This window comes from Paraburkholderia saeva, assembly GCF_907164555.1.
Classification (GTDB): domain Bacteria; phylum Pseudomonadota; class Gammaproteobacteria; order Burkholderiales; family Burkholderiaceae; genus Paraburkholderia; species Paraburkholderia saeva.
Map to the genome: position 1 here is coordinate 23,262 of NZ_CAJQZC010000006.1, position 25,992 is coordinate 49,253.

Annotated in this window: 19 protein-coding genes; 10 read left to right on the forward strand and 9 right to left on the reverse strand. The window is 63.7% G+C overall.

Annotation, left to right across the window (positions count from 1 at the left end; genetic code table 11):
- The first annotated feature begins 89 nt into the window (after positions 1-89).
- The gene (locus LPA36_RS17055) at positions 90-1,991 is read left to right on the forward strand and encodes a propionate--CoA ligase (RefSeq protein WP_228878967.1); all 1,902 of its coding nucleotides are present in this window, start codon (positions 90-92) and stop codon (positions 1,989-1,991) included.
- A gap of 40 nt (positions 1,992-2,031) precedes the next feature.
- Here the strand turns inward: LPA36_RS17055 and LPA36_RS17060 are convergent, their stop codons facing one another.
- Together LPA36_RS17060 and LPA36_RS17065 are read right to left on the reverse strand one after the other, a co-directional pair.
- A complete protein-coding gene (locus tag LPA36_RS17060; RefSeq protein ID WP_228878974.1) occupies positions 2,032-2,820 on the reverse strand; it encodes a 5'-methylthioadenosine/adenosylhomocysteine nucleosidase in 789 nt (262 codons plus the stop codon).
- On the reverse strand, positions 2,817-5,180 hold the full coding sequence (locus LPA36_RS17065) for a UvrD-helicase domain-containing protein (protein ID WP_228878975.1): 2,364 nt from the start codon (positions 5,178-5,180) through the stop codon (positions 2,817-2,819). Before LPA36_RS17065 ends, LPA36_RS17060 begins: the two co-directional genes overlap by 4 nt.
- A gap of 249 nt (positions 5,181-5,429) precedes the next feature.
- Here LPA36_RS17065 and LPA36_RS17070 point away from each other — a divergent pair, with 249 nt between their 5' ends.
- Together LPA36_RS17070 and galU are read left to right on the forward strand one after the other, a co-directional pair.
- A complete protein-coding gene (locus LPA36_RS17070) occupies positions 5,430-8,297 on the forward strand; it encodes a valine--tRNA ligase (protein WP_228878976.1) in 2,868 nt (955 codons plus the stop codon).
- 137 nt (positions 8,298-8,434) lie between these two features.
- Entirely contained in the window at positions 8,435-9,316 is an 882-nt protein-coding gene (gene galU, locus LPA36_RS17075) for a UTP--glucose-1-phosphate uridylyltransferase GalU (RefSeq protein WP_228878978.1), read from the forward strand.
- A 148-nt stretch (positions 9,317-9,464) separates the two neighbouring features.
- On the opposite strand, the gene LPA36_RS17080 is transcribed toward galU, so the two are convergent.
- The 4 genes from LPA36_RS17080 to LPA36_RS17095 form a co-directional block, all read right to left on the reverse strand.
- The gene (locus LPA36_RS17080) at positions 9,465-9,692 is read right to left on the reverse strand and encodes a sulfurtransferase TusA family protein (RefSeq protein ID WP_228879720.1); all 228 of its coding nucleotides are present in this window, start codon (positions 9,690-9,692) and stop codon (positions 9,465-9,467) included.
- A 135-nt stretch (positions 9,693-9,827) separates the two neighbouring features.
- On the reverse strand, positions 9,828-10,856 hold the full coding sequence (locus LPA36_RS17085; RefSeq protein ID WP_228878980.1) for a Gfo/Idh/MocA family oxidoreductase: 1,029 nt from the start codon (positions 10,854-10,856) through the stop codon (positions 9,828-9,830).
- 57 nt (positions 10,857-10,913) lie between these two features.
- Positions 10,914-11,924: an inositol 2-dehydrogenase gene (gene iolG / locus LPA36_RS17090; protein WP_228878983.1), complete on the reverse strand. Its 1,011-nt coding sequence runs from the start codon at positions 11,922-11,924 to the stop codon at positions 10,914-10,916.
- Positions 11,917-12,798: a MurR/RpiR family transcriptional regulator gene (locus LPA36_RS17095; protein ID WP_228878985.1), complete on the reverse strand. Its 882-nt coding sequence runs from the start codon at positions 12,796-12,798 to the stop codon at positions 11,917-11,919. The genes iolG and LPA36_RS17095 overlap by 8 nt, the downstream gene beginning before the upstream one ends.
- Positions 12,799-13,052: 254 nt before the next feature.
- Here LPA36_RS17095 and LPA36_RS17100 point away from each other — a divergent pair, with 254 nt between their 5' ends.
- The 7 genes from LPA36_RS17100 to iolB all read left to right on the forward strand — a co-directional run bounded on the left by LPA36_RS17100 (position 13,053) and on the right by iolB (position 22,077).
- Complete coding sequence (locus tag LPA36_RS17100) at positions 13,053-14,099, forward strand: sugar ABC transporter substrate-binding protein (RefSeq protein WP_228878988.1); 1,047 nt, start codon at positions 13,053-13,055, stop codon at positions 14,097-14,099.
- Positions 14,100-14,318: 219 nt separating this feature from the next.
- Complete coding sequence (locus LPA36_RS17105) at positions 14,319-15,488, forward strand: ABC transporter permease (RefSeq protein ID WP_228878989.1); 1,170 nt, start codon at positions 14,319-14,321, stop codon at positions 15,486-15,488.
- A 12-nt stretch (positions 15,489-15,500) separates the two neighbouring features.
- Positions 15,501-16,319 (forward strand): ATP-binding cassette domain-containing protein, encoded by an 819-nt coding sequence (locus tag LPA36_RS17110; RefSeq protein WP_228878992.1) that lies wholly within the window; start codon positions 15,501-15,503, stop codon positions 16,317-16,319.
- Between the two features lie 47 nt (positions 16,320-16,366).
- Positions 16,367-18,394, forward strand: coding sequence for a bifunctional 5-dehydro-2-deoxygluconokinase/5-dehydro-2-deoxyphosphogluconate aldolase (locus LPA36_RS17115; protein WP_228878996.1), 2,028 nt, complete (start codon positions 16,367-16,369; stop codon positions 18,392-18,394).
- Entirely contained in the window at positions 18,391-20,349 is a 1,959-nt protein-coding gene (gene iolD, locus LPA36_RS17120; protein ID WP_228878997.1) for a 3D-(3,5/4)-trihydroxycyclohexane-1,2-dione acylhydrolase (decyclizing), read from the forward strand. The genes LPA36_RS17115 and iolD overlap by 4 nt, the downstream gene beginning before the upstream one ends.
- Before the next feature lie 10 nt (positions 20,350-20,359).
- On the forward strand, positions 20,360-21,274 hold the full coding sequence (iolE, locus tag LPA36_RS17125) for a myo-inosose-2 dehydratase (protein ID WP_228879000.1): 915 nt from the start codon (positions 20,360-20,362) through the stop codon (positions 21,272-21,274).
- On the forward strand, positions 21,271-22,077 hold the full coding sequence (iolB, locus tag LPA36_RS17130; RefSeq protein ID WP_228879012.1) for a 5-deoxy-glucuronate isomerase: 807 nt from the start codon (positions 21,271-21,273) through the stop codon (positions 22,075-22,077). Before iolE ends, iolB begins: the two co-directional genes overlap by 4 nt.
- A gap of 143 nt (positions 22,078-22,220) precedes the next feature.
- Here the strand turns inward: iolB and LPA36_RS17135 are convergent, their stop codons facing one another.
- Genes LPA36_RS17135 through LPA36_RS17145 form a run of 3 tightly spaced genes read right to left on the reverse strand, consistent with a single transcriptional unit; the run spans position 22,221 to position 25,991 of the window.
- Positions 22,221-22,937 carry an ABC transporter ATP-binding protein gene (locus LPA36_RS17135; RefSeq protein ID WP_228879016.1) on the reverse strand — a complete coding sequence of 239 codons (717 nt, stop codon included), beginning with the start codon at positions 22,935-22,937 and terminating at the stop codon, positions 22,221-22,223.
- Complete coding sequence (locus LPA36_RS17140; RefSeq protein ID WP_228879019.1) at positions 22,934-25,063, reverse strand: branched-chain amino acid ABC transporter ATP-binding protein/permease; 2,130 nt, start codon at positions 25,061-25,063, stop codon at positions 22,934-22,936. Before LPA36_RS17140 ends, LPA36_RS17135 begins: the two co-directional genes overlap by 4 nt.
- Positions 25,053-25,991, reverse strand: coding sequence for a branched-chain amino acid ABC transporter permease (locus LPA36_RS17145; protein WP_228879022.1), 939 nt, complete (start codon positions 25,989-25,991; stop codon positions 25,053-25,055). Before LPA36_RS17145 ends, LPA36_RS17140 begins: the two co-directional genes overlap by 11 nt.
- Position 25,992 lies beyond the last annotated feature (1 nt).

Here is a 25,992-nt window from a genome sequence, read left to right on the forward strand (position 1 = left end):
GCCCGCGAGCCACCCGCGTGGCCGGAACGCGCGGGCACGTGCAGGCCGGTCGCTGTCCCGCTCAACGATTCACAGAAGGATCGCCGCAGATGAGCCGTTATCGCGATTTCCACCGCCGCTCGATCGATGACCCGGAAACGTTCTGGGGCACCGAAGCGCAACGCATTCACTGGGAGACGCCGTTCGACAGCGTGCTGGACCGCTCGAATCCGCCGTTCGCGCGGTGGTTCACCGGCGGCCGCACGAACCTGTGCCATAACGCGGTGGACCGGCATCTCGTCGCGCGCGCGCAGCAGAACGCGCTCGTCTACGTTTCGACCGAAACCGGCATCGAACGCCGCTATACGTATGCCGAACTGCACGCCGAAATCAATCGCATGGCGGCCGTCATGCGCTCACTCGGTGTGAAACGCGGCGACCGCGTACTGCTCTATCTCCCAATGATTCCGGAAGCCGTGTTCGCGATGCTCGCGTGCGCGCGGCTCGGTGCGATTCACTCGGTGGTGTTCGGCGGCTTCGCGGCGCCCAACCTCGCGGCCCGCATCGACGACGCCAAACCCGCCCTGATCGTCACCGCCGATGCCGGCGCGCGTGGCGGCAAGGTGATCGATTACACGCCGCTCGTCGACGAGGCGCTGGCGCGGGCGCAGCACAAGCCGCCGCACGTACTGCTGATCGACCGGCAACTCGCGCCGGAACGCCTCAACGCGAGCTACCTCGTCGCCTACGAACCGCTGCGCGAGCAGTTTTTCGACGCGCATGTGCCGTGCGAATGGCTCGAATCGAGCGAGCCCTCCTACGTGCTCTACACATCGGGCACGACCGGCCGGCCGAAAGGCGTGCAGCGCGACGTCGGCGGCTATGCGGTGGCGCTCGCGGCGTCGATGGAATACATCTTCGAAGGCCGCGCGGGCGACACGATGTTCACTGCGTCGGACATCGGCTGGGTGGTCGGACACAGCTACATCATCTATGCACCGCTGATCGCGGGACTCACGACGGTCATGTACGAAGGCACGCCGATCCGCCCTGACGGAGGCATCTGGTGGCGCCTCGTCGAGCAGTACCGGATCAACCTGATGTTCACCGCGCCGACCGCGCTGCGCGTGCTGAAGAAGCAGGATCCGAAGTTCATGAAGCGCGCTGACCTGTCGAGCCTGCGCACGCTGTTTCTCGCTGGCGAGCCGCTCGATGAGCCGACCGCTTCATGGATCACCGACGCGCTCGGCAAACCCGTCGTCGACAACTACTGGCAGACCGAAACCGGCTGGCCGATTCTCGCGATCCAGCGCGGTGTCGAAGCGTTGCCGCCGAAGCTCGGATCACCGGGCGTGCCGGCATATGGCTACAACCTGTCGGTGCGCAACGAATTCACGGGCGAGCCGTGCACGCCCGGCGAAAAGGGCGTGATCACGCTCGGCTATCCGCTGCCGCCAGGCTGCATGACGACCGTCTGGGGCGACGACCAACGCTTCGTGGACACCTACTGGTCGAGTGTGCCGGGCCAGCAGCTCTATTCGACGTTCGACTGGGGCGTCCAGGACGACGACGGTTACGTGACGATCCTCGGCCGCACGGACGACGTGATCAACGTTGCCGGACATCGGCTGGGCACGCGCGAAATCGAGGAAGCGTTGGCGGGTCACGCGGCGGTCGCGGAGGTGGCGGTCGTCGGCGTCGCGGACAAGCTGAAGGGACAGGTGGCGCTGGCGTTCGTCGTGCTGCGCGAGCCGGACCGTTACGCGGACCCCGCGTCCCGCACTGCGCTGGAAACCGGTCTGGCGCTCACCGTCGACCGGCATCTCGGCGCAATCGCGCGGCCGGCGCGCGTCCATGTGGTGACGATGCTGCCGAAGACGCGCTCCGGCAAGCTGCTGCGCCGCGCGATTGCCGCGCTGGCCGAAGGCCGCGATCCGGGCGACCTCCCGACGATCGAAGATCCGGCCGCGCTCGCGCAGATTCGCGCAGCGCTGGATGGGGTGGTGGGCTGACGCTGCGGCTCGAAGCGGCGGTAAAGGCCGACGCCGCCGCTCACGCCCGCGCGTGAAAGAAGCGCGTGAGAATGCCGGTTGAATACGCGCCGGCAATCTCCACGAGGAACGTGGCAAACGAAGCCGGCGCGTGCGCATCAGCCGTATCCGAGATGGTGCGCACGATCGCGCACGGCACACCGTACTCGAAGCACACCTGCGCGATCGCCGCGCCTTCCATCTCGACGGCGAGCGCGTCCGGCAATGCGTCACGTAGCGCCTGAACCGCCGCAGCGCTCGCGACAAACTGGTCGCCACTGACAATCAGCCCGCGATGAACGCGCGGCCCGAGCGTAGCGAAGCGCGTTGCCAGCGCGCTGCCCTCTTCCGCGACGAACCGCTCGCAGGCCGCGTTGAGTTGCGCCGACAGCGTGCTGTCCGCGGTAAAGCGTGAAATGCCCAGCAACGGCACTTCGAAGCGCGGAAAAAGCGGCGACGCGTCGAGATCGTGCTGCATCAGCGTATCGGCGATCACGATGTCGCCAATCCGCACGTCTTTCCCAACACCGCCCGCGACACCCGCAAACACGACTGCTTCGACGTCGAATACGTGAATCAGCGCGCTGACCGTGGCTGCAGCCGCCACCTTGCCGACCCGCGCCAGCGTCACAACGCAGGGCGTGCCCTGCACCGTTCCGACGTAATAGTCGCGCTGGCCGTGCGTGACGGTACGCACGCCGGATTCAGCACGCATCGCACCCAGCAGATCGCCGAGTTCCTGCGGCAGCGCCGCCAGCACCCCGAGCGGACGGCGCGCGGCTTCCCGATCGGGCGCCGACGTCGTGCTCATTCCACCGCCTGCAGTTTGGCGACGGCAAGCGCGAGCCACTTCTCACCGTGCCGCTTGAACTTGACCTGCGCCTTCGCATCCGCGCCGCCGCCTTCGAGCGCCGTGATCGTGCCTTCGCCGAACTTCGTATGGAACACCTGCTGACCGACGCGAAAGCCCGTTTCCGCAGCCCGCTGCTCGTTGGCAAACGCCGGCAGCGGCGCCGAAGTCGACGACGCAGGACCCGTATAACCCTGCTGGCGGTCTGGACGCGCAAACCAGTCGCGTCCATAACCGGCGTTGTCCGAGCGGCCACCCCAGCGCGCGCCCGCTTCGACTTTCGGGGTGAGCCATTTCAGCGTTTCCTGCGGCAATTCGTCGAAGAAACGCGAGCGGATGTTGTAACGCGTCTGGCCGTGCAGCATCCGGCTTTGCGCGAACGACAGATACAGCCGTTCCTTCGCACGCGTGATCGCGACATACGCGAGACGGCGTTCTTCCTCGAGACCGTCCGATTCCATCGCGCTGTTTTCGTGCGGGAACAGGCCTTCTTCGAGACCGGTGATGAACACCGCCGTGAATTCGAGGCCCTTCGCCGCGTGCACGGTCATCAGCTGCACGGCTTCCTGGCCGGCTTGCGCCTGGTTGTCGCCCGCTTCGAGCGACGCGTGCGACAGGAAGCCGGCGAGCGGCGTCATCGTGTCGGGGTTTTGCGCCGGGTCGGTCGGCGCGGCGGCGTCGAGCACGACCGTGTTGGGGTCGTCAGTCGCGGTAACGAGTTCGGGCGCGGTCGTTGCACCCGGGCGCAGCGGAATCGAGCGGGCCGGGGTGTCGAGGCCGTAGCCCTCTTCGCTGACAAAGGCGGCCGCCGCGTTGACCAGTTCCTGCAGGTTCTCCAGCCGGTCCTGGCCTTCCCGCTCGTTCTGGTAGAAGTCGGAAAGGCCACTCGTGCGCACGACGTATTCAACCGTTTCTGGCAGACTCATCTGCTGAGTTTCCGCGCGCATCCTCGCGATCAGCGTTGCAAACGTGCCGAGGCTCGACCCCGCCTTGCCGGTCACATATGGAATCGCCGCTGCCATCGAAACGTTATAGAGACGCGCGGCATCGGCCAGCTGTTCGATCGAACGCGCGCCAATGCCACGCGTCGGGAAATTGACGACGCGCGCGAACGCGGTGTCGTCGTTCGGATTGTCGATCAGGCGCAGATACGCGAGCGCGTGCTTCACTTCCTGACGCTCGAAAAAGCGCAAGCCACCATACACGCGATACGGAATGCCGACATTCACGAGCGTATGTTCGATCGTGCGCGACTGCGCGTTACTGCGATACAGCACCGCGATTTCACTGCGGGACGTGCCGGTATTGATGAGCGCCCTGATTTCCTCGACGATCCAGCCGGCCTCCTGCGTGTCGGTTGCGGCTTCGTACACGCGCACCGGTTCGCCGTGACCCGCGTCCGTGCGCAGATTCTTGCCGAGACGGCGTGAATTGTTCGCGATCAACTGGTTCGCGGCATCGAGAATGTGACCGTGCGAACGGTAGTTCTGCTCCAGCTTGATCAGATGCCGTACGTTGAATTCCTGCTCGAAATCGCGCATGTTGCCGACATTCGCGCCGCGAAATGCATAGATCGACTGGTCGTCGTCGCCAACCGCGAAAATTGAATTCGTCTGGCCCGCGAGCAGCTTGAGCCACGCGTACTGAAGCTTGTTCGTGTCCTGAAACTCGTCGACGAGAATGTGCCGGAAACGCGCCTGATAGTGCGCGCGCAGCGGCGGATTGTGCGCGAGCAGCTCGAAACAGCGCAGCAGCAATTCCGGAAAATCGACCACGCCTTCGCGCTGGCACTGCTGGTCGTACGCTTCGTAAAGTTCGACGAACTTGCGGTTGAAATTGTCCGTTGCGTCGACGTCTTTCGGGCGCAGGCCCTGCTCTTTCGCGTTGTTGATGAAGTACTGCAGGTTCTTCGCCGGATATTTCTCGTCGTCGATGTTAAGACCCTTCATCAGACGCTTGATGGCGGAAAGCTGATCCGCCGTATCGAGAATCTGGAACGTGGCCGGCAGCGCCGCGTCGCGATGATGCGCGCGCAGCATGCGGTTGCACAGGCCGTGGAAGGTGCCGATCCACATGCCGCGTGTGTCGATCGGCAGGAGCGCCTGCAGACGCGACATCATTTCGCGGGCAGCCTTGTTCGTGAACGTGACGGCGAGCACCGTGGCGGGCGAAGCAAAGCCGTTCTGGATCAGCCACGCGATCCGCGTGATCAGCACGCGCGTCTTGCCGCTGCCGGCGCCAGCCAGAATGAGTGCCGGTTCGTTCGGCAACGTGACGGCGGCGTGTTGTTCGGGGTTCAGATTCGCTAGCAGATCGGGCATGTGAGATGGGTAGACGGCGGGGTGAAGCAACATTGGGGCAGGTCGTCGGACATTATAAGTCCCGGCGCCCTTCATGCCCTGGCGAGCCTTCCGGACTGGCCAGGCGGCCAGGACTTCAGTACGTTGTTTCGGGCTCTTGCCCTGTCCGGATGGCCAGTTCAGGCGTGCCCGCGCGTTCCCGGCCGCGCGAGCCTTTATAATTGGGCATTCCCCGCTTCTTTTCACGCATTTTTCGGCAGACTTCCAATAATGAGCGACAGCACGCTTGCCAAGAGTTTCGAACCCCAGACAATCGAGGCCCAATGGGGTCCCGAATGGGAAAAACGCGGTTACAGCGCCGCAACGATGGATGCGGACCGCAAGGATTTCTCGATTCAACTGCCGCCGCCGAACGTCACGGGCACGCTGCACATGGGTCACGCGTTCAACCAGACCATCATGGATGGCCTCGCGCGTTATCACCGCATGCTTGGCGAGAATACGCTGTGGGTCCCCGGCACCGACCACGCCGGTATCGCCACGCAGATCGTCGTCGAACGTCAGCTCGACGCCCAAAAGGTGTCGCGTCACGATCTGGGCCGCGAGAAATTCGTCGAGCGGGTGTGGGCGTGGAAGCAGGAATCCGGCTCGACCATCACAAACCAGGTGCGGCGCCTCGGCGCGTCGATCGACTGGTCGCGCGAATACTTCACGATGGACGACAGGATGTCCGCCGCCGTGCGCGACGTGTTCGTCCGTCTGTACGAACAGGGCCTGATCTACCGCGGCAAGCGCCTCGTCAACTGGGACCCGGTGCTGCTTACGGCAGTCTCCGATCTCGAAGTGGTGAGCGAGGAAGAAAACGGCCACCTCTGGCACATCCAGTATCCGCTTTCGGACGGCTCCGGTCATCTGACGGTCGCCACCACGCGCCCGGAAACGATGCTCGGCGACGTCGCCGCCATGGTGCATCCGGAAGACGAGCGCTATGCGCATCTGATCGGCAAGATGGTCAAACTGCCGCTGACCGGCCGCGAAATCCCGATCATCGCCGACGACTACGTCGATCGCGAATTCGGCACGGGCGTCGTGAAGGTTACGCCCGCGCACGATTTCAACGACTACCAGGTGGGCCTGCGCCACAAGCTGCCGCAGATCGAGATCTTCACGCTCGACGCGAAGATCAATGACAACGCGCCGGAAAAATATCGCGGCCTCGATCGTCTCGACGCGCGCAAGCTGGTTGTGGCCGATCTGGAAGCCATCGGCCTTCTCGAATCGGTCAAGCCGCACAAGCTGATGGTGCCGCGCGGCGACCGCACGGGCGTCGCAATCGAGCCGATGCTGACGGACCAGTGGTTCGTCGCCATGAGCAAGCCGGCGCCGGAAGGCACGTTCAATCCGGGCAAGTCGATCGCGGAAACGGCGCTCGACGTCGTGCGCAACGGGGAGATCAAATTCGTGCCGGAGAACTGGACCACCACGTACTACCAGTGGCTCGAAAACATCCAGGACTGGTGTATTTCGCGCCAGCTCTGGTGGGGCCACCAGATTCCGGCGTGGTACGGCGAAAACGGCGAAATTTTTGTCGCGAAGACTGAAGAAGAAGCAAAGGCACAGGCGCTCGCCAAAGGCTACACCGGTGCGTTGCGCCGTGACGAAGACGTGCTCGACACGTGGTTCTCGTCGGCGCTCGTGCCCTTCTCGTCGCTTGGCTGGCCAAACGAGACGCAGGAACTGAAGCACTTCCTGCCTTCGTCGGTGCTCGTCACGGGCTTCGACATCATTTTCTTCTGGGTTGCGCGCATGGTCATGATGACCACGCACTTCACCGGCAACGTGCCGTTCGATACCGTCTATGTGCATGGTCTCGTGCGCGACGCCGAAGGCCAGAAGATGTCGAAGAGCAAGGGCAACACGCTCGACCCGATCGATATCGTCGATGGCATCGAACTCGATGCGCTCGTCGCGAAGCGCACCACCGGCCTCATGAATCCGAAGCAGGCCGCGTCAATCGAAAAGAAGACGCGCAAGGAATTCCCGGACGGTATTCCGGCGTTCGGCACCGATGCGTTGCGCTTCACGATGGCGTCGATGGCAACGCTCGGCCGCAACGTCAATTTCGATCTCGCGCGCGCCGAGGGTTATCGCAACTTCTGCAACAAGCTGTGGAACGCCACACGCTTCGTGTTGATGAACTGCGAAGGTCACGACTGCGGTTTCAGCAAGCCGGGCGACTGCCAGCCGGGCGATTGCGGCCCGGGCGGCTACACCGATTTTTCGCAGGCGGACCGCTGGATCGTGTCGCTGCTTCAACGCGTCGAAGCGGAAGTCGCGAAGGGTTTCGCCGACTATCGTTTTGATAATGTGGCAAACGCCATATACAAGTTCGTGTGGGACGAATACTGTGACTGGTATCTCGAACTGGCAAAGGTGCAGATCCAGACCGGCACGCCTGAGCAGCAGCGCGCAACGCGCCGCACACTGCTTCGCGTGCTCGAAACCGTGCTGCGTCTCGCGCATCCGGTGATCCCGTTCATCACCGAAGCGCTCTGGCAAAAGGTAGCCCCGCTCGCGGCCAGCTACCCGGAAGGCATGGCGGAAGGTGAAGCATCGATCATGGTGCAGCGTTATCCGGTAGCCGAGCCGAAGAAGATCGACGAAGCGGCCGAGCAGTGGGTCTCTGACCTGAAGGCGGTCATCGACGCGGCGCGTAACCTGCGCGGCGAGATGAGCCTTTCGCCCGCCGTGAAGGTACCGCTTCTGGCTACCGGCAATGCGGAGCGCCTGAAGACGTTCGCGCCGTATGCACAGGCGCTGGCCCGTCTGTCGGAGGTGCAGATTATCGCCGATGAGGCAACGCTCGACGCGCAGGCCGCTGGCGCGCCGATTGCTATCGTAGGCAATGACAAGCTCGTGCTGAAAGTCGAGATCGATGTCGGGGCGGAACGCGAGCGCCTGTCGAAGGAAATTGCAAGGCTGACTGCAGAGGTTTCGAAATGTAACGCCAAGCTTCAGAATGAGAGCTTTGTTGCAAAGGCGCCGCCTGTAGTCGTTGAGCAGGAGCAGAAAAGGCTGGCAGAATATCAGACCACCATTGGCAAGCTGACCGCGCAACTCGCACGTCTGCCGGCCTGAAGGTCGAACCTGTTGCGCGGTATGGACCGTAACGGGACTTTAGCGGAGCCGTAACGGCGCCATTATCGAACCAGAACGCGCGTTTTTAACAGCCGATATCTCGCACGCACTGTAACCAGAGGATCCAGGGTAATCACATGCTAAAAGTTACAAAAGCAGTCTTTCCGGTAGCTGGTCTTGGCACCCGGTTCCTCCCTGCCACCAAGGCGAGCCCCAAGGAAATGCTGCCTATCGTCGACAAGCCGCTGATTCAGTATGCGGTTGAAGAAGCGATGGCGGCGGGCATTACGGAAATGATCTTCGTCACCGGTCGCAGCAAACGCGCGATCGAAGATCACTTCGACAAGTCGTATGAGATCGAAGCCGAACTCGAAGCACGCGGCAAGCAGAAGCTGCTCGAACTCGTGCGCAGCATCAAGCCGAGTCACGTCGACTGCTTCTACGTGCGTCAGCCGGAAGCGCTGGGTCTTGGCCACGCCGTGCTGTGCGCCGAAAAGCTGGTGGGTGACAATCCGTTCGCCGTCATCCTCGCGGACGACTTGCTGTACGGCAAGCCGCCCGTCATGCAGCAGATGATCGAGGTCTTCGATCATTACCACAGCTCGGTGCTTGGCGTCGAAGAAATCCCGCATGAAGAGACGAAGTCCTACGGTATCGTCGACGGCAAGGAATGGGAAGATTCGATCATCAAGCTGTCGGGGATCATCGAAAAACCGGCGCCGGAAGTTGCGCCGTCGAACCTCGGCGTCGTCGGCCGCTATGTGCTGAAGCCGCGCATCTTCCATCACATCCGTTCGATCAAGGCAGGCGCTGGCGGCGAAATACAGCTGACGGACGCGATTCAATCGCTGCTCGCCGATGAACAGGTGCTAGCGTACAAGTATCACGGCACGCGTTTCGACTGCGGCAGCAAGCTCGGATATCTGAAGGCGACGGTGGAATTCGCGCTGCGTCACCCGGAAGTGGCCGCGGATTTCGAGGAATATCTGCGCACGCGTTCGCCGGTGCTCGAAGGATAAGCTGTCTGGATCACACAGCCGCTTCGCGGCAGTGATGGGTTCAAAAAGGCGCTGTGCTTCCGTTTATCGGGGGCACAGCGCTTTTTTCATGGGCGACGGTGGCGAATGGGCACCGACACGACAGACGAAACACGACACCCGGCGTGGTTTACCGCCGCCGCATCAGAAACGTGAAAACCTTGTCCTGCGATGAAACTTCGACGAGTTCATTGCCGGTCTGTCTGGCGAACGCGGCGAAATCGCGTTGGGAGCCGGGATCGGTGGCGAGCACCTTGAGAATCTGGCCGCTTTCCATGTCGGCAAGCGCCTTTTTGGCGCGCAGGATGGGCAGCGGGCAGTTCAGCCCGCGCGCATCGACTTCCTTGTGAATCTGGATCTGCATCGGGGATCGACCTTCGGGAGGAGGCGCCAGAAGGACGCCATCAGAGCGTCAAATTCTACCGCACCCTCCGGACCTGCGCTCCACGTCAACGCCACCACGACGAGCGTCAACGAAACACCGCCCCAGGAATCACAGTACAACCGGCTGCCCACTCGTGAGCGACTCGCGCATCGCACAGCCGATGCGTGTCGCCTCCAGCGCATCCGCGAGACTCGCGCCGGCCTGCGCACCACCCTTCACCGCCGACACGAACGCCTGCGCCTCGCACAGGAAAGCGTCCTCGAAGCGCTCGAAGAACGTCGGCGTGCATTCGCTGCGCACGCCGTATGCATCGGCAATCTCGACGCGATTCGCGCGCGGAACGCGTCCAATCGTCATCGAACCCGCCGTGCCGATTATTTCGCTGCCGGTATCGTTGCCGTGCGCCATCGTGCGCGAAGCGTAGAACATCGCGAGGCGGCCACCTTCGAATTCGCAGATTGCCACGCCATTGTCGACATCGCCGAATTCGCGCAGCCCTTCGTGCAGCGCGATCGTGCCGCTCGCGAATACGCGCGTCGCACGCGGATTGCCCAGCAGCCAGCGTGCGACGTCGATGTCATGCACGCTGCAGTCGAGAAAAATACCGCCCGAGGTCGGCGCAAACCGCACGAAAAAGCCGTCGGGATCGTTCTGGTCGCACGTCTGCGAGCGCACCATGAACGGACGGCCAATCGAACCCGCCTCGATACGGTCGAACGCATTGCGATAGCTCGGATCGAAACGCCGCATGAAACCAATTGTCACGCGAAGGTGCGGATACTGCGCCGCTTCCGCAATCACGCGCTCGCACTCGGCGACGTCGAGCGAGAGCGGCTTTTCGCAGAACACATGCTTGCCCGCGCGCAACGCATCGAGAATCTGCTGCGCGTGCAGCGACGAAGGCGTGACGAGCCACACCGCATCGACGTCGCGATCGGCGAGCAGCGACGCGTAATCGCGGTAGAGACGCGTCGCCGGGAGCGAATCGCGCGCCCATTCAAGCTCTTCTTCCACGGGGCTGCACGCCGCGCCAAGCGAAGCGCCCGGCACGCGAAACGCCAGATTCTGCGCATGCCGTCTGCCGAGACGCCCCAGCCCCACTACGCCGACCCGCACACCCGATACTGCTGAGCTCATCGAACTGTCTCCCACATGGGTTCATACCGCACTGCGCGCGTTCGCCGCGCGGAACGCCTACTCGCCGAGCCGTACCGCCTTGCCTTCGCGCCACGAGCGCGTCGCGGCTTCGGCAAGCTCAAGCGCCTTCATGCCGTCGGCGACCGTCGTGCGAACCGGCTTGCCGTGCGTCACCGCATCGAAGAAATGCGCGATTTCAAGCGCATACGCCGCTCGGTAACGTTCGAGGAAAAACGCTTCGGGCACGTCGCTCGATACCGCTGTCTTCGAATACGCGGTCACTTCGGTCGGACGTACATTGCCCGCCTGCAACATGCCATCGCTACCCAGCACTTCGAAACGCTGGTCATAACCGTAAGCGGCGCGGCGCGCGGTATTGATCTGGCACAGACGCCCGCGCTTCGTGCGGATCGTGACGGCAGTCGAATCGATGTCGCCCGCCTCGGCGATCGCCGGATCGGAGAGACAGCTGCCGGTCGCGTGGAGCGTCTCGGCTTCGTCGTCGAGAATCCAGCGGAAGATGTCGAAGTCGTGAATCAGCATGTCCTTGAAGATGCCGCCCGAATGCTTGATGTATTCGACGGGCGGCGCGCCCGGATCGCGGCTCGTCACGACGAGCATTTCCGGCGTGCCGATCTCGCCTGCATCGATGCGCGCCTTCAGCGCCGAAAACGTCGGATCGAAGCGGCGCTGAAAACCGATCATGCAGACCACACCAGCCTTTTCAACGGCCGAAGCACACGCGCGGGCGCGCTCCAGTGTCAGATCGACGGGCTTTTCGCAAAACACATGTTTCTTCTGCGCGGCCGACTTGAGGATGAGGTCCGCATGCGTATCCGTGCTGGAACAGATCACCGTTGCGTCCACCGACGCGTCGCCCATCGCGCCGTCGATATCCGCGACCTGCGCGCCGTGCTGTTCAGCGAGCGCCGCCGCGGCCTCGCGGTTCACATCGACGACGTACTTCAACCGCACGCCCGGTTGCCGCGCCAGATTCGCCGCGTGAATCCGGCCGATGCGACCCGCGCCGAACACTGCCACATCAATCGTCTTTACCGCTTCAGTCATCGTAGCCTCCAATATCCTTCGATTCTTCGACGTTCAGTTCGAGCCGGTACGCAAGCGCGATAAAGAGCGCCTGGCACAGACAGATGGTGCTCGTGAGCGAACGGAACGCGAACGCGCTCCCTTCCTTCACATAGAGTTGCGCGCTCGCATAACGCAAGAGCGGTGAAAGCTGGCTGTCGGTTATCACCAGCGTTTTTGCCTGGTGGTGGTGCGCAATGCGCAGGCAGTACTGCGTTTCCTTGCCGTACGGCGCGAAGCTGATCGCGATCACCACATCGCCCTTCTTCACACTGCGAATCTGTTCGCGATACATGCCGCCGAATCCGGACACGAGGTGCACGCGCTTCGGCGTGTGCTGCAACGCGTAGACGATGTAGCTCGCCACCGGAAACGACCGGCGCACGCCGATCACGTAGATGTTCTCTGCCTGCTGGAGCATCTTCACGGCGGCTTCGAACTGCGTGTCGTCGAGACTCTCCTCGAGTTCGTCGAGCCCGCCACGGCACGCCGCGACGAACTCCCGCGCCACCGCGCCGCCGGACAACGCACCGGGCTTGTCGTCGATCAGCTTGCGGATGCGCTGCTGATAACTCGGCGAGGACGTTCCCTGACCCGTGTAAGCCTGGCGGAACACCGCCTGCAGGTCGGAAAATCCGGTAAAGCCAAAACGCTGTGCAAACCGCACCACCGCAGAAGGGTGCACGCCGCAACTCGTCGCGATATCGCTCGTGCGATCCACCATCACGCTCGACTTGTGCTGTTCGATGTAGGTCGCGACGCTCTTGAGCTGGCGCGGCAGCGATTCGTAGTTTTCCGCGATGCGCTGCATCAATTCCTCGACGCTACGCAGCTCTTCTGTGCTCTCTTCCGCCATGGGCCTTCCCCGGTGCATTTTCCGCGCTGCATCAATGACTTGACTACCTCAAACAACGCGCTCTGACGGTCCGGATTATAGGCACGCAAAGTCATAAATGGAACACATTTTCCAATTTAGTTTTCAATGAAATTTTCATTGCATGACGAAAGAAGTTGGCCTAATCTTGGTCCTGAGCGCTGGTGTGACCGGTGGCGAATTGCGGTCCAGCAGGCGCTCCCCTTAATAACGACAGACCGAGAAAGGTGGAGACAATGAGACTTTGCAAGGGCAAGGCTTCGCTCAGGATTCTGGCTGCGGCACTCACGTTCGCCGCAGGGTTCGGGGCTGCGTCGTCCGCGCAGGCTGCGGACGCGCACTTCGTGCTGATCAGCCACGCGCCGGATTCCGACTCGTGGTGGAACACCATCAAGAACGCGATCAAGCAGGCCGACGAGGACTTCAACGTCGAGACCGACTACCGCAATCCGCCGAACGGCGACATCGCCGACATGGCGCGCCTCGTCGAACAGGCTGCCGCGCGCAACTACGACGGCGTGATCGTGACCATCGCCGACTTCGACGTGCTCAAGAGCTCCATCAACAAGGTGACGGCGAAGAAGATTCCGCTCGTCACGATCAACTCGGGTACTGAAGAACAGAGCGCGCAGCTCGGCGCGATCATGCACGTCGGCCAGCCGGAATACGTCGCGGGCAAGGCCGCTGGCGAAAAGGCCAAGGCCGCGGGTGTGAAGTCGTTCCTGTGCGTGAACCACATCGCGACGAACACCGTTTCGTTCGACCGCTGCCGCGGCTTTGCTGAAGCAATCGGCGTCGATTACAAGACGTCGACGATCGATTCCGGCCAGGATCCGACGGAAATCCAGTCGAAGGTGAGCGCGTATCTGCGCAACCATCCGAAGACCGACGCAATCCTGACGCTCGGACCGACACCGGCCTCGGCCACGCTGAAAGCGGTCACGCAGATGGGCCTCGCGGGCAAGATCTACTTCTGCACGTTCGACTTCTCGGACGACATCGCGAAGGGAATCCAGGCGGGCACGATCCAGTTCGCGATCGATCAGCAGCCGTATCTGCAGGGCTATATCCCGGTGGCCGTGCTTGCTATCGTGAAGAAGGAACACACCACCGATACGACAAAGATCCGCCAGATTCTCGAGGCGAATCCGAAGTTCAAGGCGCGTCTTGCAACGTATGGCCTGCAGCCTTCGTATGGACCGAAGAACATCCGTTCGGGTCCGGGCTTCATCACGAAGGACAACATCGACAAGGTCATCAAGTACGCAGGTCAGTACCGCTGATGCCGTTCCGTTTCGCGTAGTGAGCGTGGTTTGCAGTTAGCCAGTCAGTCACACGCGGCATAACAAGGATAACGAACCTGGAAGGCGATGGCGGACACCAGTCCGCCTGTCGCTGACCGGCTTCGTCCGTTCTTTGCCCTTAAGTGCCGCAACTTTTACCGGCAATTCCCGATACGCAACCCCGTGCGTATCCCGGCTGCCGGGCATCAAGGAGACATCATGGGCGTAGCAGGCAAGCATTTTCCCTCGCATGTGCAGAAGGCTCCCGAGGAGGAGTCCGATGCTGTGGCGCCGCTTTCGCCGCCGTCCGATGAGCGTGTGCGCAAGGAGTCCCGGTTCGGGCATCTGCTGAACCGTCCGGAGTTCGCCGCGATCTCCGGCGCGGTCCTCGTCTTCGCCGTGTTCGCGTTCGCCGCGGGCGGCTCCGGCATGTTCGCGCTCGATGGCGTGATGAACTGGTCGCAGGTGTCCGCGTATCTCGGGCTGCTCGCGGTCGGCGCGTGCCTGCTGATGATCGCCGGCGAGTTCGATCTGTCGATCGGCTCGATGATCGGTTTCGCGGGCATGATGGTCGCGATTCCCTCTGTGTATTTTCACTGGCCGCTTTCGCTCTCGATCCTGTTCGCGTTCGCAGGCTCAATGGCGCTCGGCGCGCTGAACGGCTATCTCGTGATGCGCACGCGGCTGCCTTCGTTCATCGTCACGCTCGCGTTCCTGTTCATCCTGCGCGGCCTCACGCTCGCGCTGTCGATCATGGTCGCGGACCGCACGATCATTTCCGGCGTCGGCGACCTGGCGCAGAACGACTGGATCGCGAACACGCTGTTTCATGGCGTGGCGCTGCACGGTTTCTTCACGAACCTCGCGCATATGGGCATCGGCAAGCTGCTCGATAACGGCGAACCGCTCGTGCCCGGCATTCCGAAGGTCATTCTCTGGTGGTTCGCGCTTGCCGCGGTCGGCGCATTCGTCCTCGCCAAGACGCGCTACGGCAACTGGATTCTTGCCGTGGGCGGCGACGCGAACGCAGCCAAGAACGTGGGTGTGCCCGTGCGCCGTGTGAAGATCTCGCTCTTCGTGCTGACCGCGTTCTGCTCGTGCCTCTTCGCCGTGCTGCAGGTGTGCGACATCGGTTCCGCCGCGGCCGACCGTGGCCTGCAAAAGGAATTCGAGGCGATCATTGCCGCGGTGATCGGCGGCACGCTGCTCACGGGCGGTTATGGCTCGGTGGTCGGCGCCTGCTTCGGCGCGCTGATCTTCGGCGTCGTGCAGATCGGCATTACCTATACCAACGTGAGTTCCGACTGGTTCCGCGTGTTCCTCGGCGTGATGCTGCTGATCGCCGTGCTCTTTAATCACTACGTGCGCCGCCGCGTATCGCAGGGCTGAACGGAGAACACCATGTCCGATCCCAACACCCAAACCCAGGCAAACGACGGCGACATCATCCTCGCCCTCGAAAACGTCAGCAAATACTTCGGCAAGGTCATCGCGCTCTCCGGCGTAACCCTGCGGCTGAAACGCGGCGAAGTGCATTGCCTGCTCGGCGACAACGGCGCCGGCAAGTCGACGCTCATCAAGACGCTCGCCGGCGTGCATACGCCCTCCTCCGGCCAGTATCTGGTGGATGGCAAGCCCGTGCAGTTCGAGTCGCCGAAAGACGCGCTCGATCTCGGTATCGCCACCGTGTATCAGGATCTCGCGCTCGTGCCGCTACTTTCGGTGGCGCGCAACTTCTTCATGGGACGCGAGCCGCAGAAGAAGCTCTTCGGCCTCTTCAACGTGATGGACCTCGAAACGAGCGCGACGACTGCGCGCGGCAAGCTCGCGGAAATGGGCATCAACGTGCGCGACCCGCATCAGCCGATCGGCACGATGTCCGGCGGCGAAAAGCAGTGCCTGGCGATCGCCCGCGCGATCCACTTCGGCGCGCGCGTGCTGATTCTCGACGAGCCGACCGCCGCGCTCGGCGTAAAGCAGAGTTTCAACGTGCTGCGCCTGATTCACACCGCCCGCGCAAAAGGCATTTCGGTGATCTTCATCACGCACAACGTGCACCACGCCTATCCGATCGGCGACTCGTTCACGCTGCTCAACCGCGGCAAGTCGCTTGGCACGTACACCAAGGAAACGATCAGCAAGGATGAAGTGCTGGACATGATGGCCGGCGGCGCCGAGATGCAGAAGATGATCGGCGAACTCGAAGGCGCGACGATCTGAACGACCGGCCCCGCGCGCATCCCGTGCTTCGACAATCAGGAATTCTCATGGCTATATCCAGTAAATCAGGCGCGGCGGCTGCAACCAGCCGCTTCGCACCCGGCCGCAGCCGCGACGTGATCTGCCTCGGTCGCCTCGCGGTCGATCTGTACGCACAGCAGGTCGGCGCGCGGCTCGAAGACGTGTCGACGTTCGCGAAGTATCTAGGCGGCTCGTCGGCGAACATCGCGTTCGGCTGCGCGCGGCTCGGCCTTGAATCGGCGATGCTCGCGCGCGTCGGCAACGATCACATGGGGCGCTTTCTCACCGAGACGCTCGCGAACGAAGGCTGCGACGTGAGCCACGTGCGTATCGATCAGGAGCGTCTGACGGCCCTCGTGCTGCTCGGCCTGAAGGATCGCGACACGTTCCCGCTCGTCTTCTATCGCGAGAACTGCGCGGATATGGCCGTCGACGAGAACGACTTCGACGAGGCGTTTATCGCATCGTCGAAAGCGCTGCTGATTACCGGCACGCACCTGTCGACCGAACAGGTGAACCGCACGAGCCGCCGCGCGCTCGACTACGCGCGCCGCAACCAGGTGCGCACGGTGCTCGATATCGACTACCGGCCAGTGCTTTGGGGTTTGACGGGCAAGGCCGATGGCGAGACACGCTTTATCGCCAGCGAAGGCGTGACGGCCCATCTGCAGCGCTTCCTGCCGCTCTTTGACCTCATCATCGGCACTGAAGAGGAGTTCAGCATCGCCGGCGGCGACACCGATCTCGTCAAGGCGCTCGCCGCCGTGCGCGCGCTCACGCCCGCGACGCTCGTCGTGAAACGCGGTCCGATGGGTTGCCAGATCATCGACGGCGCGGTCCCCGCTTCGCTCGACGACGTGCCCGTACAGGGCGGCGTCCAGGTCGAAGTGCTGAACGTGCTGGGCGCTGGCGACGCGTTCGCGTCCGGCTTCCTCTCGGGCTGGCTGCGCGACGCGCCGCTCGAAGCGTGCGCGCGCGCCGCGAACGCGAGCGGCGCGCTCGTGGTATCGCGACACGGCTGCGCACCGGCAATGCCGACGCCGGCCGAGCTCGACTATTTCCTGCGCGAAGCGAAAGCCGACCCGCAGCGGATGCGCCGCCCGGATCGCGACGCGACGCTCGCGAGGCTGCATCGTGTCACGCCCGCGCGCACCGCACGCAACGAAGTGCTCGGGTTCGCGTTCGACCATCGCAACCAGTTCTTCGACCTCGCGCAGCAAACCGGCGCCGACGAATCGCGCATACACACACTGAAGGGACTATTCGTCGAAGCAGTCGCGCAGACGGAAGCCGCGCTCGGGTTGCAAGGCCGCATCGGCGTGCTGATCGACGACCGCTATGGCCAGGACGCGCTGAACGCCGCCACCGGACGCGGCTGGTGGATCGGCCGTCCGGTGGAACTGCCCGGTTCGGTGCCACTTGTGTTCGATCACGGCCGCTCGATTGGCACGACGCTCACGAACTGGCCGCGCGATCACGTGGCGAAATGCCTCGTACAGTTTCATCCTGATGAGCCGATCGAACAGCGGCTCGAACAGGAAGCGCAACTGAAGGCGCTCTACGACGCGACGCAGGCGAGCGGTCACGAACTGCTGCTCGAAGTGATTCCGCCGAAGAACGCGAATCTGCCGATGGCATCCGACACCGTGTATCGCGCGCTCAAGCGTCTCTACAACATCGGCATCTATCCGGAATGGTGGAAGCTCGAACCGATGGAAGCTAGCCAGTGGCAGGCCATCGATGCGCTGATCGCGGAGCGCGATCCGTATTGCCGTGGCGTCGTGCTGCTGGGTCTGTCGGCGGGCGTCGAGCAGCTGAACGAAGGCTTCCGCGCCGCCGCCGCTTCGGCGACGTGTCGCGGTTTCACGGTCGGGCGTACGATCTTTCATGAGCCGAGCCAGGCATGGCTCGCCGGACAGATCGACGACGCCGAAGTCATCACGCGCGTGCGGAACGTGTTCGAAACGCTGATCGCGTCGTGGCGCGCGGCCCGCAGCGAAACCGCGTCGCCCACAGGCGGCGCGCGCAACGTCCACCAGGAGCAGGCGGCATGAACCAGCGTGTGTTGCATCACGATACGGCGCCGGCCAACGAGGCGACGCAGGTGCAGGCAGGCGGCACGATCCGCCTGACCGGCGCGCAGGCGATCGTGCGCTATCTGGCCGCGCAGCGTGTCGTCACCGAAGACGGCAGCGGCACCGAGCCGCTCTTTGGCGGCGTGTTCGCCATCTTTGGACATGGCAATGTCGCAGGCCTCGGCGAGGCGCTGTACCAGCATCGCCACGAACTGCCGACACTGCGCGCACACAACGAGCAGGCGATGGCGCACAGCGCGATCGCCTTCGCGAAAGCGCATTTCCGCCGGCGCATGATGGCCGTCACGACCTCGATCGGTCCGGGCGCGACGAACCTGCTGACAGCGGCGGCGCTCGCGCACGTGAACCGTCTGCCGGTCCTGCTGCTGCCCGGCGACATCTTCATTTCGCGGGCGCCCGATCCGGTGTTGCAGCAGGTCGAGGATTTCCAGGACGGCGGCATTTCGGCGAACGACGCGTTCAAGCCTGTTTCGCGATATTTCGACCGTATCGTGCATCCCGCGCAATTGCTCAACGCGTTGCCGCGCGCGATCCGCGTGCTGACCGACGCCGCGTTGTGCGGCCCGGTCACGCTGGCCCTCCCGCAGGACGTGCAGGCCGCGGCGTTTGACTTCCCGGCGGACTTCTTCGCACCGCGCGTCGTGCAGTTTCATTCGCCTGCTCCGGTCGCGCATGAACTCGAGGCGGCGCTCGAACGCCTGCGCAATGCGAAACATCCGATGATCGTCGCGGGCGGCGGCGTGCTGTACGGCCATGCAACCGATGCGCTCAAGGCATTCGCCGCGCAGCACGGCATTCCCGTCGCGGAAACGCAGGCCGGCAAGGGCTCGCTCGCGTGGGACAATCCGCTCAACACGGGCGCGCTCGGTGTGACGGGTTCGCCCGCCGCGAACGAGCTCGCGCATCACGCCGATTGCGTGCTGGCTGTCGGCACGCGGCTGCAGGACTTTACGACCGGCTCGAACACGCTCTTCGCGCAGGCCGACGTCATCGGCATCAATGCGAACGCGTTCGACGGCATGAAGCATCGCGGCGTGGTGGTCGAGGCGGACGCGCGTCTCGCACTGGAAGCGCTCACCGAACGTCTTGGCGCGTGGCATGCGGATGCGGTCTGGACCGAACGGGCACACCGGCTCGCCGGCCAGTGGCGCGAAACGCTCGGCAAGCTCACACATGCACCGCAACGCGAAGGTGTGCTGCCCTACGACGCCGACGTGATCGGCGCCGTGCAGCGCTCCAGCGCGCGCTCGACGACCGACGACATCGTCGTCTGCGCGGCAGGCACGCTGCCGGCGGAGCTGCACAAACTGTGGCGCACCGGCCGGCCGGGTGGCTATCACGTCGAATATGGCTACTCGTGCATGGGCTACGAGATCGCAGGCGGTCTCGGCGCGAAGCTCGCGCGGCCCGACCGTGACGTGATCGTGATGGTCGGCGACGGCAGCTATCTGATGCTCAACAGCGAGATCGCGACGTCGGTCATGCTGGGTGCGAAACTGATCGTCGTCGTGCTCGACAATCGCGGCTACGGCTGTATCAACCGACTGCAGCAGGCGTGCGGCGGCGAGCCGTTCAACAACATGTTCGACGACTGCGCACAAGGCCCGCTCGGCGCGCCGAACGTGGATTTCGCCGCGCATGCGCGCGCGCTCGGCGCGCTTGCGGAACACGTCGCGAATGTGGGCGACCTCGAAGCCGCGCTGCAACGTGCCCGCGCGGCGGACCGCACCTACGTGATCAGCATCGACACCGACGCGGCCCGCACCACCGACGACGGCGGCTGGTGGTGGGAAGTGGCCGTGCCCGAAGTATCGAGCCGCCCTGCCGTGCGTGAAGCCCGTGCGAAATACGAGGCGCAGATGGCCGCACGCGAACGTGGCGACCTGCGTGACGCTGGCGACAGCAACGATTGAGGATATCCGTATGACTGACTTTGAAGTGCGTATCGGTATCAACCCGCTCTCGTGGATGAACGACGACCTGCCCTCGCTTGGCGGCGAGACGCCGCTTGAGCTCGCACTGACCGAAGGCCGTGAGATCGGCTATGACGGGTTCGAACTCGGCAACAAGTTTCCCCGCGAGCCGCAGGCACTGAAGACACTGCTTGCACAGTACGATCTCGCGCTCGTTTCCGGCTGGTATTCGGGACGTCTGGCGAAACGCAGTGTCGCGGAAGAAATCGAATCCGTGGGCCCGCATCTCGAGCTACTGGCGAAGAACGGTGCGACCGTCATGGTGTATGGCGAAGTCGCCGATTCGATCCAGGGCGCGCCGCAACCGCTCTATCAACGGCCACGCTTTTTTTCCGACGCGCAGTGGGAAGAGTACGCCGCACGTCTCGACGAATTCGCGCGCTATACGCTAAGCCGCGGTGTGCGCGTCGCGTACCACCATCACATGGGCGCATACGTCGAAACGCCGGCGGACGTCGATCGGCTCATGTCGCTCACGAGCGATGCCGTTGGCCTGCTGTTCGACGCCGGGCACATCACGTTCGCGGGCGGCGATCCGGTCGCGATGCTCGACAAACATATCGCGCGCGTGTGCCACGTTCATTGCAAGGACGTGCGGCCTGCCGTCATCAAGCTCGCGCGCAACCGCAACTGGAGCTTTCTCGACGCGGTCGTCAACGGCGCGTTCACCGTGCCCGGCGACGGCACGGTCGATTTCGCGTCGATCATCGGCTGTCTGAAGCAGCACGGATATCGCGGGTGGCTGGTCGTCGAAGCCGAACAGGATCCGGTGATCGCGGCTTCGTACCAGTACGCACAGAAGGGTTACCAGACGTTGCGCTCGCTCGTCGACGCACCGCTCGTCCCAAGCAGGGAGGCAGCATGAGTCTGCTCGTCAAGGCACAGCGCGAAGGCCAGACAATCGCGCGCGTGACACCACAGTCCGCTGCATGGCGCTACGTCGGATTCGTCGCCTACCGGATGGAAGCGGACGAAATCGTCTACGTGCATGAAGCCGCGCGCGAATCGTGCATCGTCGTGCTGACGGGCGCGGTCGACATCGAAACCGCCGACACGAAATGGACGAGTCTCGGCTCGCGCGATAGCGTCTTCGAAGATGCCGCGCCGTACGCCGTCTACGTTCCGCCTGGCGTGCGCACGACGATTCGCGCGACGCGACACGCGGAGATCGGCGTCGCCAGCGCGCCGGCCACCGGCACCTTGCCGATGCGCCTGATCGAGCCTTCGCAGATGAAGCGCTCGACGCGCGGCAAAGGCCAGAATACGCGCTACGTCTGCGACATTCTTCCGCAGACCGAACCCGCGGAGTCGCTGCTGGTGGTCGAGGTCCGCACACCGGGCGGCCATGCGTCGAGCTATCCGCCGCACAAGCACGACACGGACAACGTGCCGCAGGAAAGCTCGCTCGAAGAGACGTACTACCACCGCCTGAATCCGCCGCAAGGCTTTGCGTTCCAGCGCGTGTACACCGATTCGCGCGATATCGACGAATCGCTCGCCGTCGAGAATCACGACGTCGTCATGGTGCCGCGCGGCTATCACCCGGTCGTCGTTCCTTATGGCTACGACTCGTATTATCTGAACGTGATGGCCGGCAAACAGCGCGTATGGCACTTCAAGAATGATCCGGCGCATGAATGGATCGTGGAGCGTGACGCAAAGGCCTGAACTGCGGCAACGGATGTGTTGCGTGTGAGGCCGGCCGCCGCTGCATGCGCGGCGGGCGCCGCACGCACTGTGGCCGGTGGGCGAGATCCACCGTCAGGGTTCCATCTTCCTCCATTCTCACGACGCGAGCACGCGCTTCGCTTCTACCCGACGCCGAGCCATTCGTGCATCACGTGATCCTGCTCGCGAAATGCATCGAACGTACCGTCAAAGACGATCTCACCGTGGCCCATGACGGCGATCCGGCTCGCGATATCGTGCGCGATGACGAGCCGCTGCTCGATCAGCAGCATCGCCATGCCTTGATCACGAAGCTGCGCAAGACAGCCGCTGACCTGCGCGACAAGCTGAGGGGCGAGACCTTCTGCGGGCTCATCGATGATGAGCAGGTCAGGTGCCCCAAGCAGCGCGCGTGCGAGCGACAGCATCTGCTGCTCACCGCCAGAAAGTGCACCGGCGCGCGTCGTCCGTCGCTGGTGCAGAACCGGAAAGAGTGCGTAAGCGTCGTCGAACGTGAAGCGCGGTTGTGCGCCTTTCGTCCGACGCGGTGCGAGGCCGAGTTCGAGGTTTTCATGCACCGTCAATGCGGGAAACACATCGCGATGTTCCGGGACGTAACCGATACCGAACCGCGCAATCTCGAAGGTGCGCCGCCCCGCGAGCGACTGGCCGGCAAACTGCATGCGCCCCTCCGCGCGCACGAGGCCCATCACCGCTTTTGCGAGCGTCGAGCGACCCGAACCGTTGCGCCCCGCGAGCGCGACAACCTCACCCGACTCGATGCGCAGATCGACGCCAAACAGCGCCTGACTCGCGCCGTACCACGCACACAGCCCATCGATGTCGAGCAACGCGGTCATCGCGCGGGATCCTCACCGAGGTAGGCCGCGCGGACGTTCCTGTCGGCGCGAATGGCTTCCGGCGTGCCTGTAGCGATCACGCACCCCTGCACGATCACCGAGACGCGGTCAGCCAGGCCGAAGACCGCGTCCATATCGTGTTCGATCATGAGCAGCGTACGGCCACGGGTTGCTTCACGGATCAGCTCGATGGCCCGCGCGGCTTCGGCGCGGTTCATGCCGGCTGTCGGCTCGTCGAGGAGAAGCGTGGGCGCGCCGCCCGCGAGCGCGATGCCAAGGTCGAGCGCGCGCTGCTCCGCATAGCTGAGCGTGCCCGCGAAGACATGCCGGCGCGACGCTAGACCCACTGCCTCGAGCACGCGCTCCACGCGTACGTCGACCGCGCGCGCAGGAAGCCACCGATGCCACCAGCGCACGCCTTCGCCGTTCGCCGCGAGTACGGCGCAGCGCAGGTTGTCGAACACCGTCAGGCGGCCGAATACACTCGTCGTCTGGAAGCTGCGCGCGACGCCGCCACGGCTGATCGCGGATGGTGTCGAGCGCGTTGTATCGATGCCATTGATCTCGATGCGCCCTGCACTCGCCCGGCCCGCGCCTGCGATCAGGTTGAAGAGCGTCGATTTGCCGGCGCCATTCGGGCCGATCAATGCATGCCGCTCGCCGGCCGCGATAGTCAGGTCGACGCCACGAAGGATCGCAGTCCCGTCGACGCTTTTCTCGACACCTCGCAGGACAATCGCCGGCGCGCCCGCTTTCATCCCCGAGGTAATGCTGGCAATGGGCGTCGTGCGCGGTTCAGAATTGATATTCGCGCCGGCTACGGCTTTTGCGGCGGCGGTAGCGCCGCGATGCGCTTCGAGATGCGCCCATTCACGTTGCGCGCGACGACTCATCCACCAACCGGTGAGTGCCAGCGCAACGATGACAACACAGGTCGTGGCAATCCGTGCTGTCGTGTCGATTGCAGGCGCGCCAGCCATCAAGACGCGTCCGCCCGTTTCATCCGCCGACTGCAACGCATACGCGTACTGCACCGCGAGCACAATGGCGAACGTCCATGTCATACCGGCACATATATCGAACACCACACCTCGCGACGAGGCACGCCATCCATAGCGACGCAAATGCGCAGCTACAAGCGCCACTAGTCCGGCGATGCCATCCGGCGATCGTACGACGATGACAATGAACAGCAGTCCAAGGTAAAACAGCCACGCATGCGTCACGCTCGCGATTGCGGCGCTGAAGAACACCAGGACGACCGCACCCACGACCGGCCCAAAAAACGCACCACTGCCCCCCATCACTGTTGCGATCAGCACCGAGCCCGAGCGCAACATGCCAACGCTTTCGGTGGACACCAGTTCGACATTGACAAGCCCCAGCGTGCCCGCGACACCCGCAAAGAACGATGACAGCACGAACATCCGATAACGCACGCGCCGTGGATCGCAGCCCGTCGACGCCGCGCGCACCGGATTGTCGCGCACCGCATTCGCGAGCCGCACGAACGGTGTGCGAGAGAGCGTCCACATCGCAAACGTAGCGAGCAGACACCAGCAAACGATCACCGCATACGCTTCGCGCGCCGGGCCAAACGTGAACGTTCCCCACGCCGGACCGCTCGCGCGATCGATCGCTACGCCCGCTTCGCCGCCGAACCAGTCGGGCAGCGACCACGCAGCTGCAGCGACAAGCTCGCCGATGCCAAGCGTGATCATCGCAAACGCAGTACCTGCGCGACGCGTTGCGACGAGACCCGCTATTGCGCCCGCAAGCGCGCCGCCGATGCCGCCCGCAAACGGCAGCCACGGCAACGCAATGCCATGACGGTTGAAGAGATATGCGGCGACGAGCGCACCGAGTCCCGCAAACGCGGCGTGACCGAACGAGAGCAGCCCCGTCTCGCCAAGCAGCAGGTTCCACGAAAGCGCGAAGACGATCATCGACGCGGTTTGCGCCAGATACGCGAGCAACCAGCTTTGCGACGACAGGCACGGCGGCACGACCAGCAACGCGATCAGTGCAAGCCACGACGACCCGGTTCGCCACGCCGACGGATACGCGTGCAATCCGGCACCGGCGCTGTCGAACGTGGAACGCGCGTGATGCAGGTCAGGCCTCATCGTCACGCTGCCCGAAAAGACCACGCGGCCGTAGCGCGAGCATCGCGACAAGCAGCAGATACGGCACGATCGGCGCGACCTGCGCGACGCTGAGCGACGCCCATTCAGCCGGCAACGACTGCCCCGCGAAAGCGGCGAGCGAGCCCAGCGACATCTCGCTTGCAACAGCGAACGTCTGCGCGCACCCCACTACCAGCGATGCGACGAGCGCGCCGCCGAGCGACCCGAGGCCGCCCGTCACGACAACCACGAACACGATCGAGCCAATGGAATCGGCCATTGCCGGCTCGACCACGAAGAGCGGCGCGCCGATCACGCCGGCGAGCGCCGCGAGCGCCGTGCCCGCTCCAAACACGAGCGTGAACACGCGTGGCACGTTGTGTCCGAGCGCCTCGACGGCCCTTGCATGGGTCAACGCGGCGCGTACGATCAGACCGGTCTTCGACGTTCTCAGCAACAGATACAACGCCGCGAGCATCGCGACCGAAACCGCCATCATGAACGCGCGATAACGCGAAAATCCCGCGCCAGATACAGTGAAGAGCGTGCCGTCGAGCGCGTGCGGCACCGGCGCCGACAGCGCCGACAGGCCCCACACGAGCTTGACCGCTTCGCCGATCAGATACGCCGTACCGAACGTGAGCAACAGTTCAGCAAGGTGACCATGTGGCCGCACACGCCGCAGCAACCAGCGCTCCAGCGCGGCGCCGATGAGTCCGACGAGCACGGGTGCAATCACCAGCGCACTCCAGAACCCGGCCCGCGCCGCGACCGCAAGGCCGACGTACGCACCCAGCATGTAAAAACTCGCGTGCGCGAAGTTCAGCACGCCGAGCATGCTGAAAATCAGCGTGAGCCCTGCCGACAGCAGGAACAGCAGCAAGCCATAGCTGACGCCGTTGAGCAGATTGATAACGAGCGACTGCACG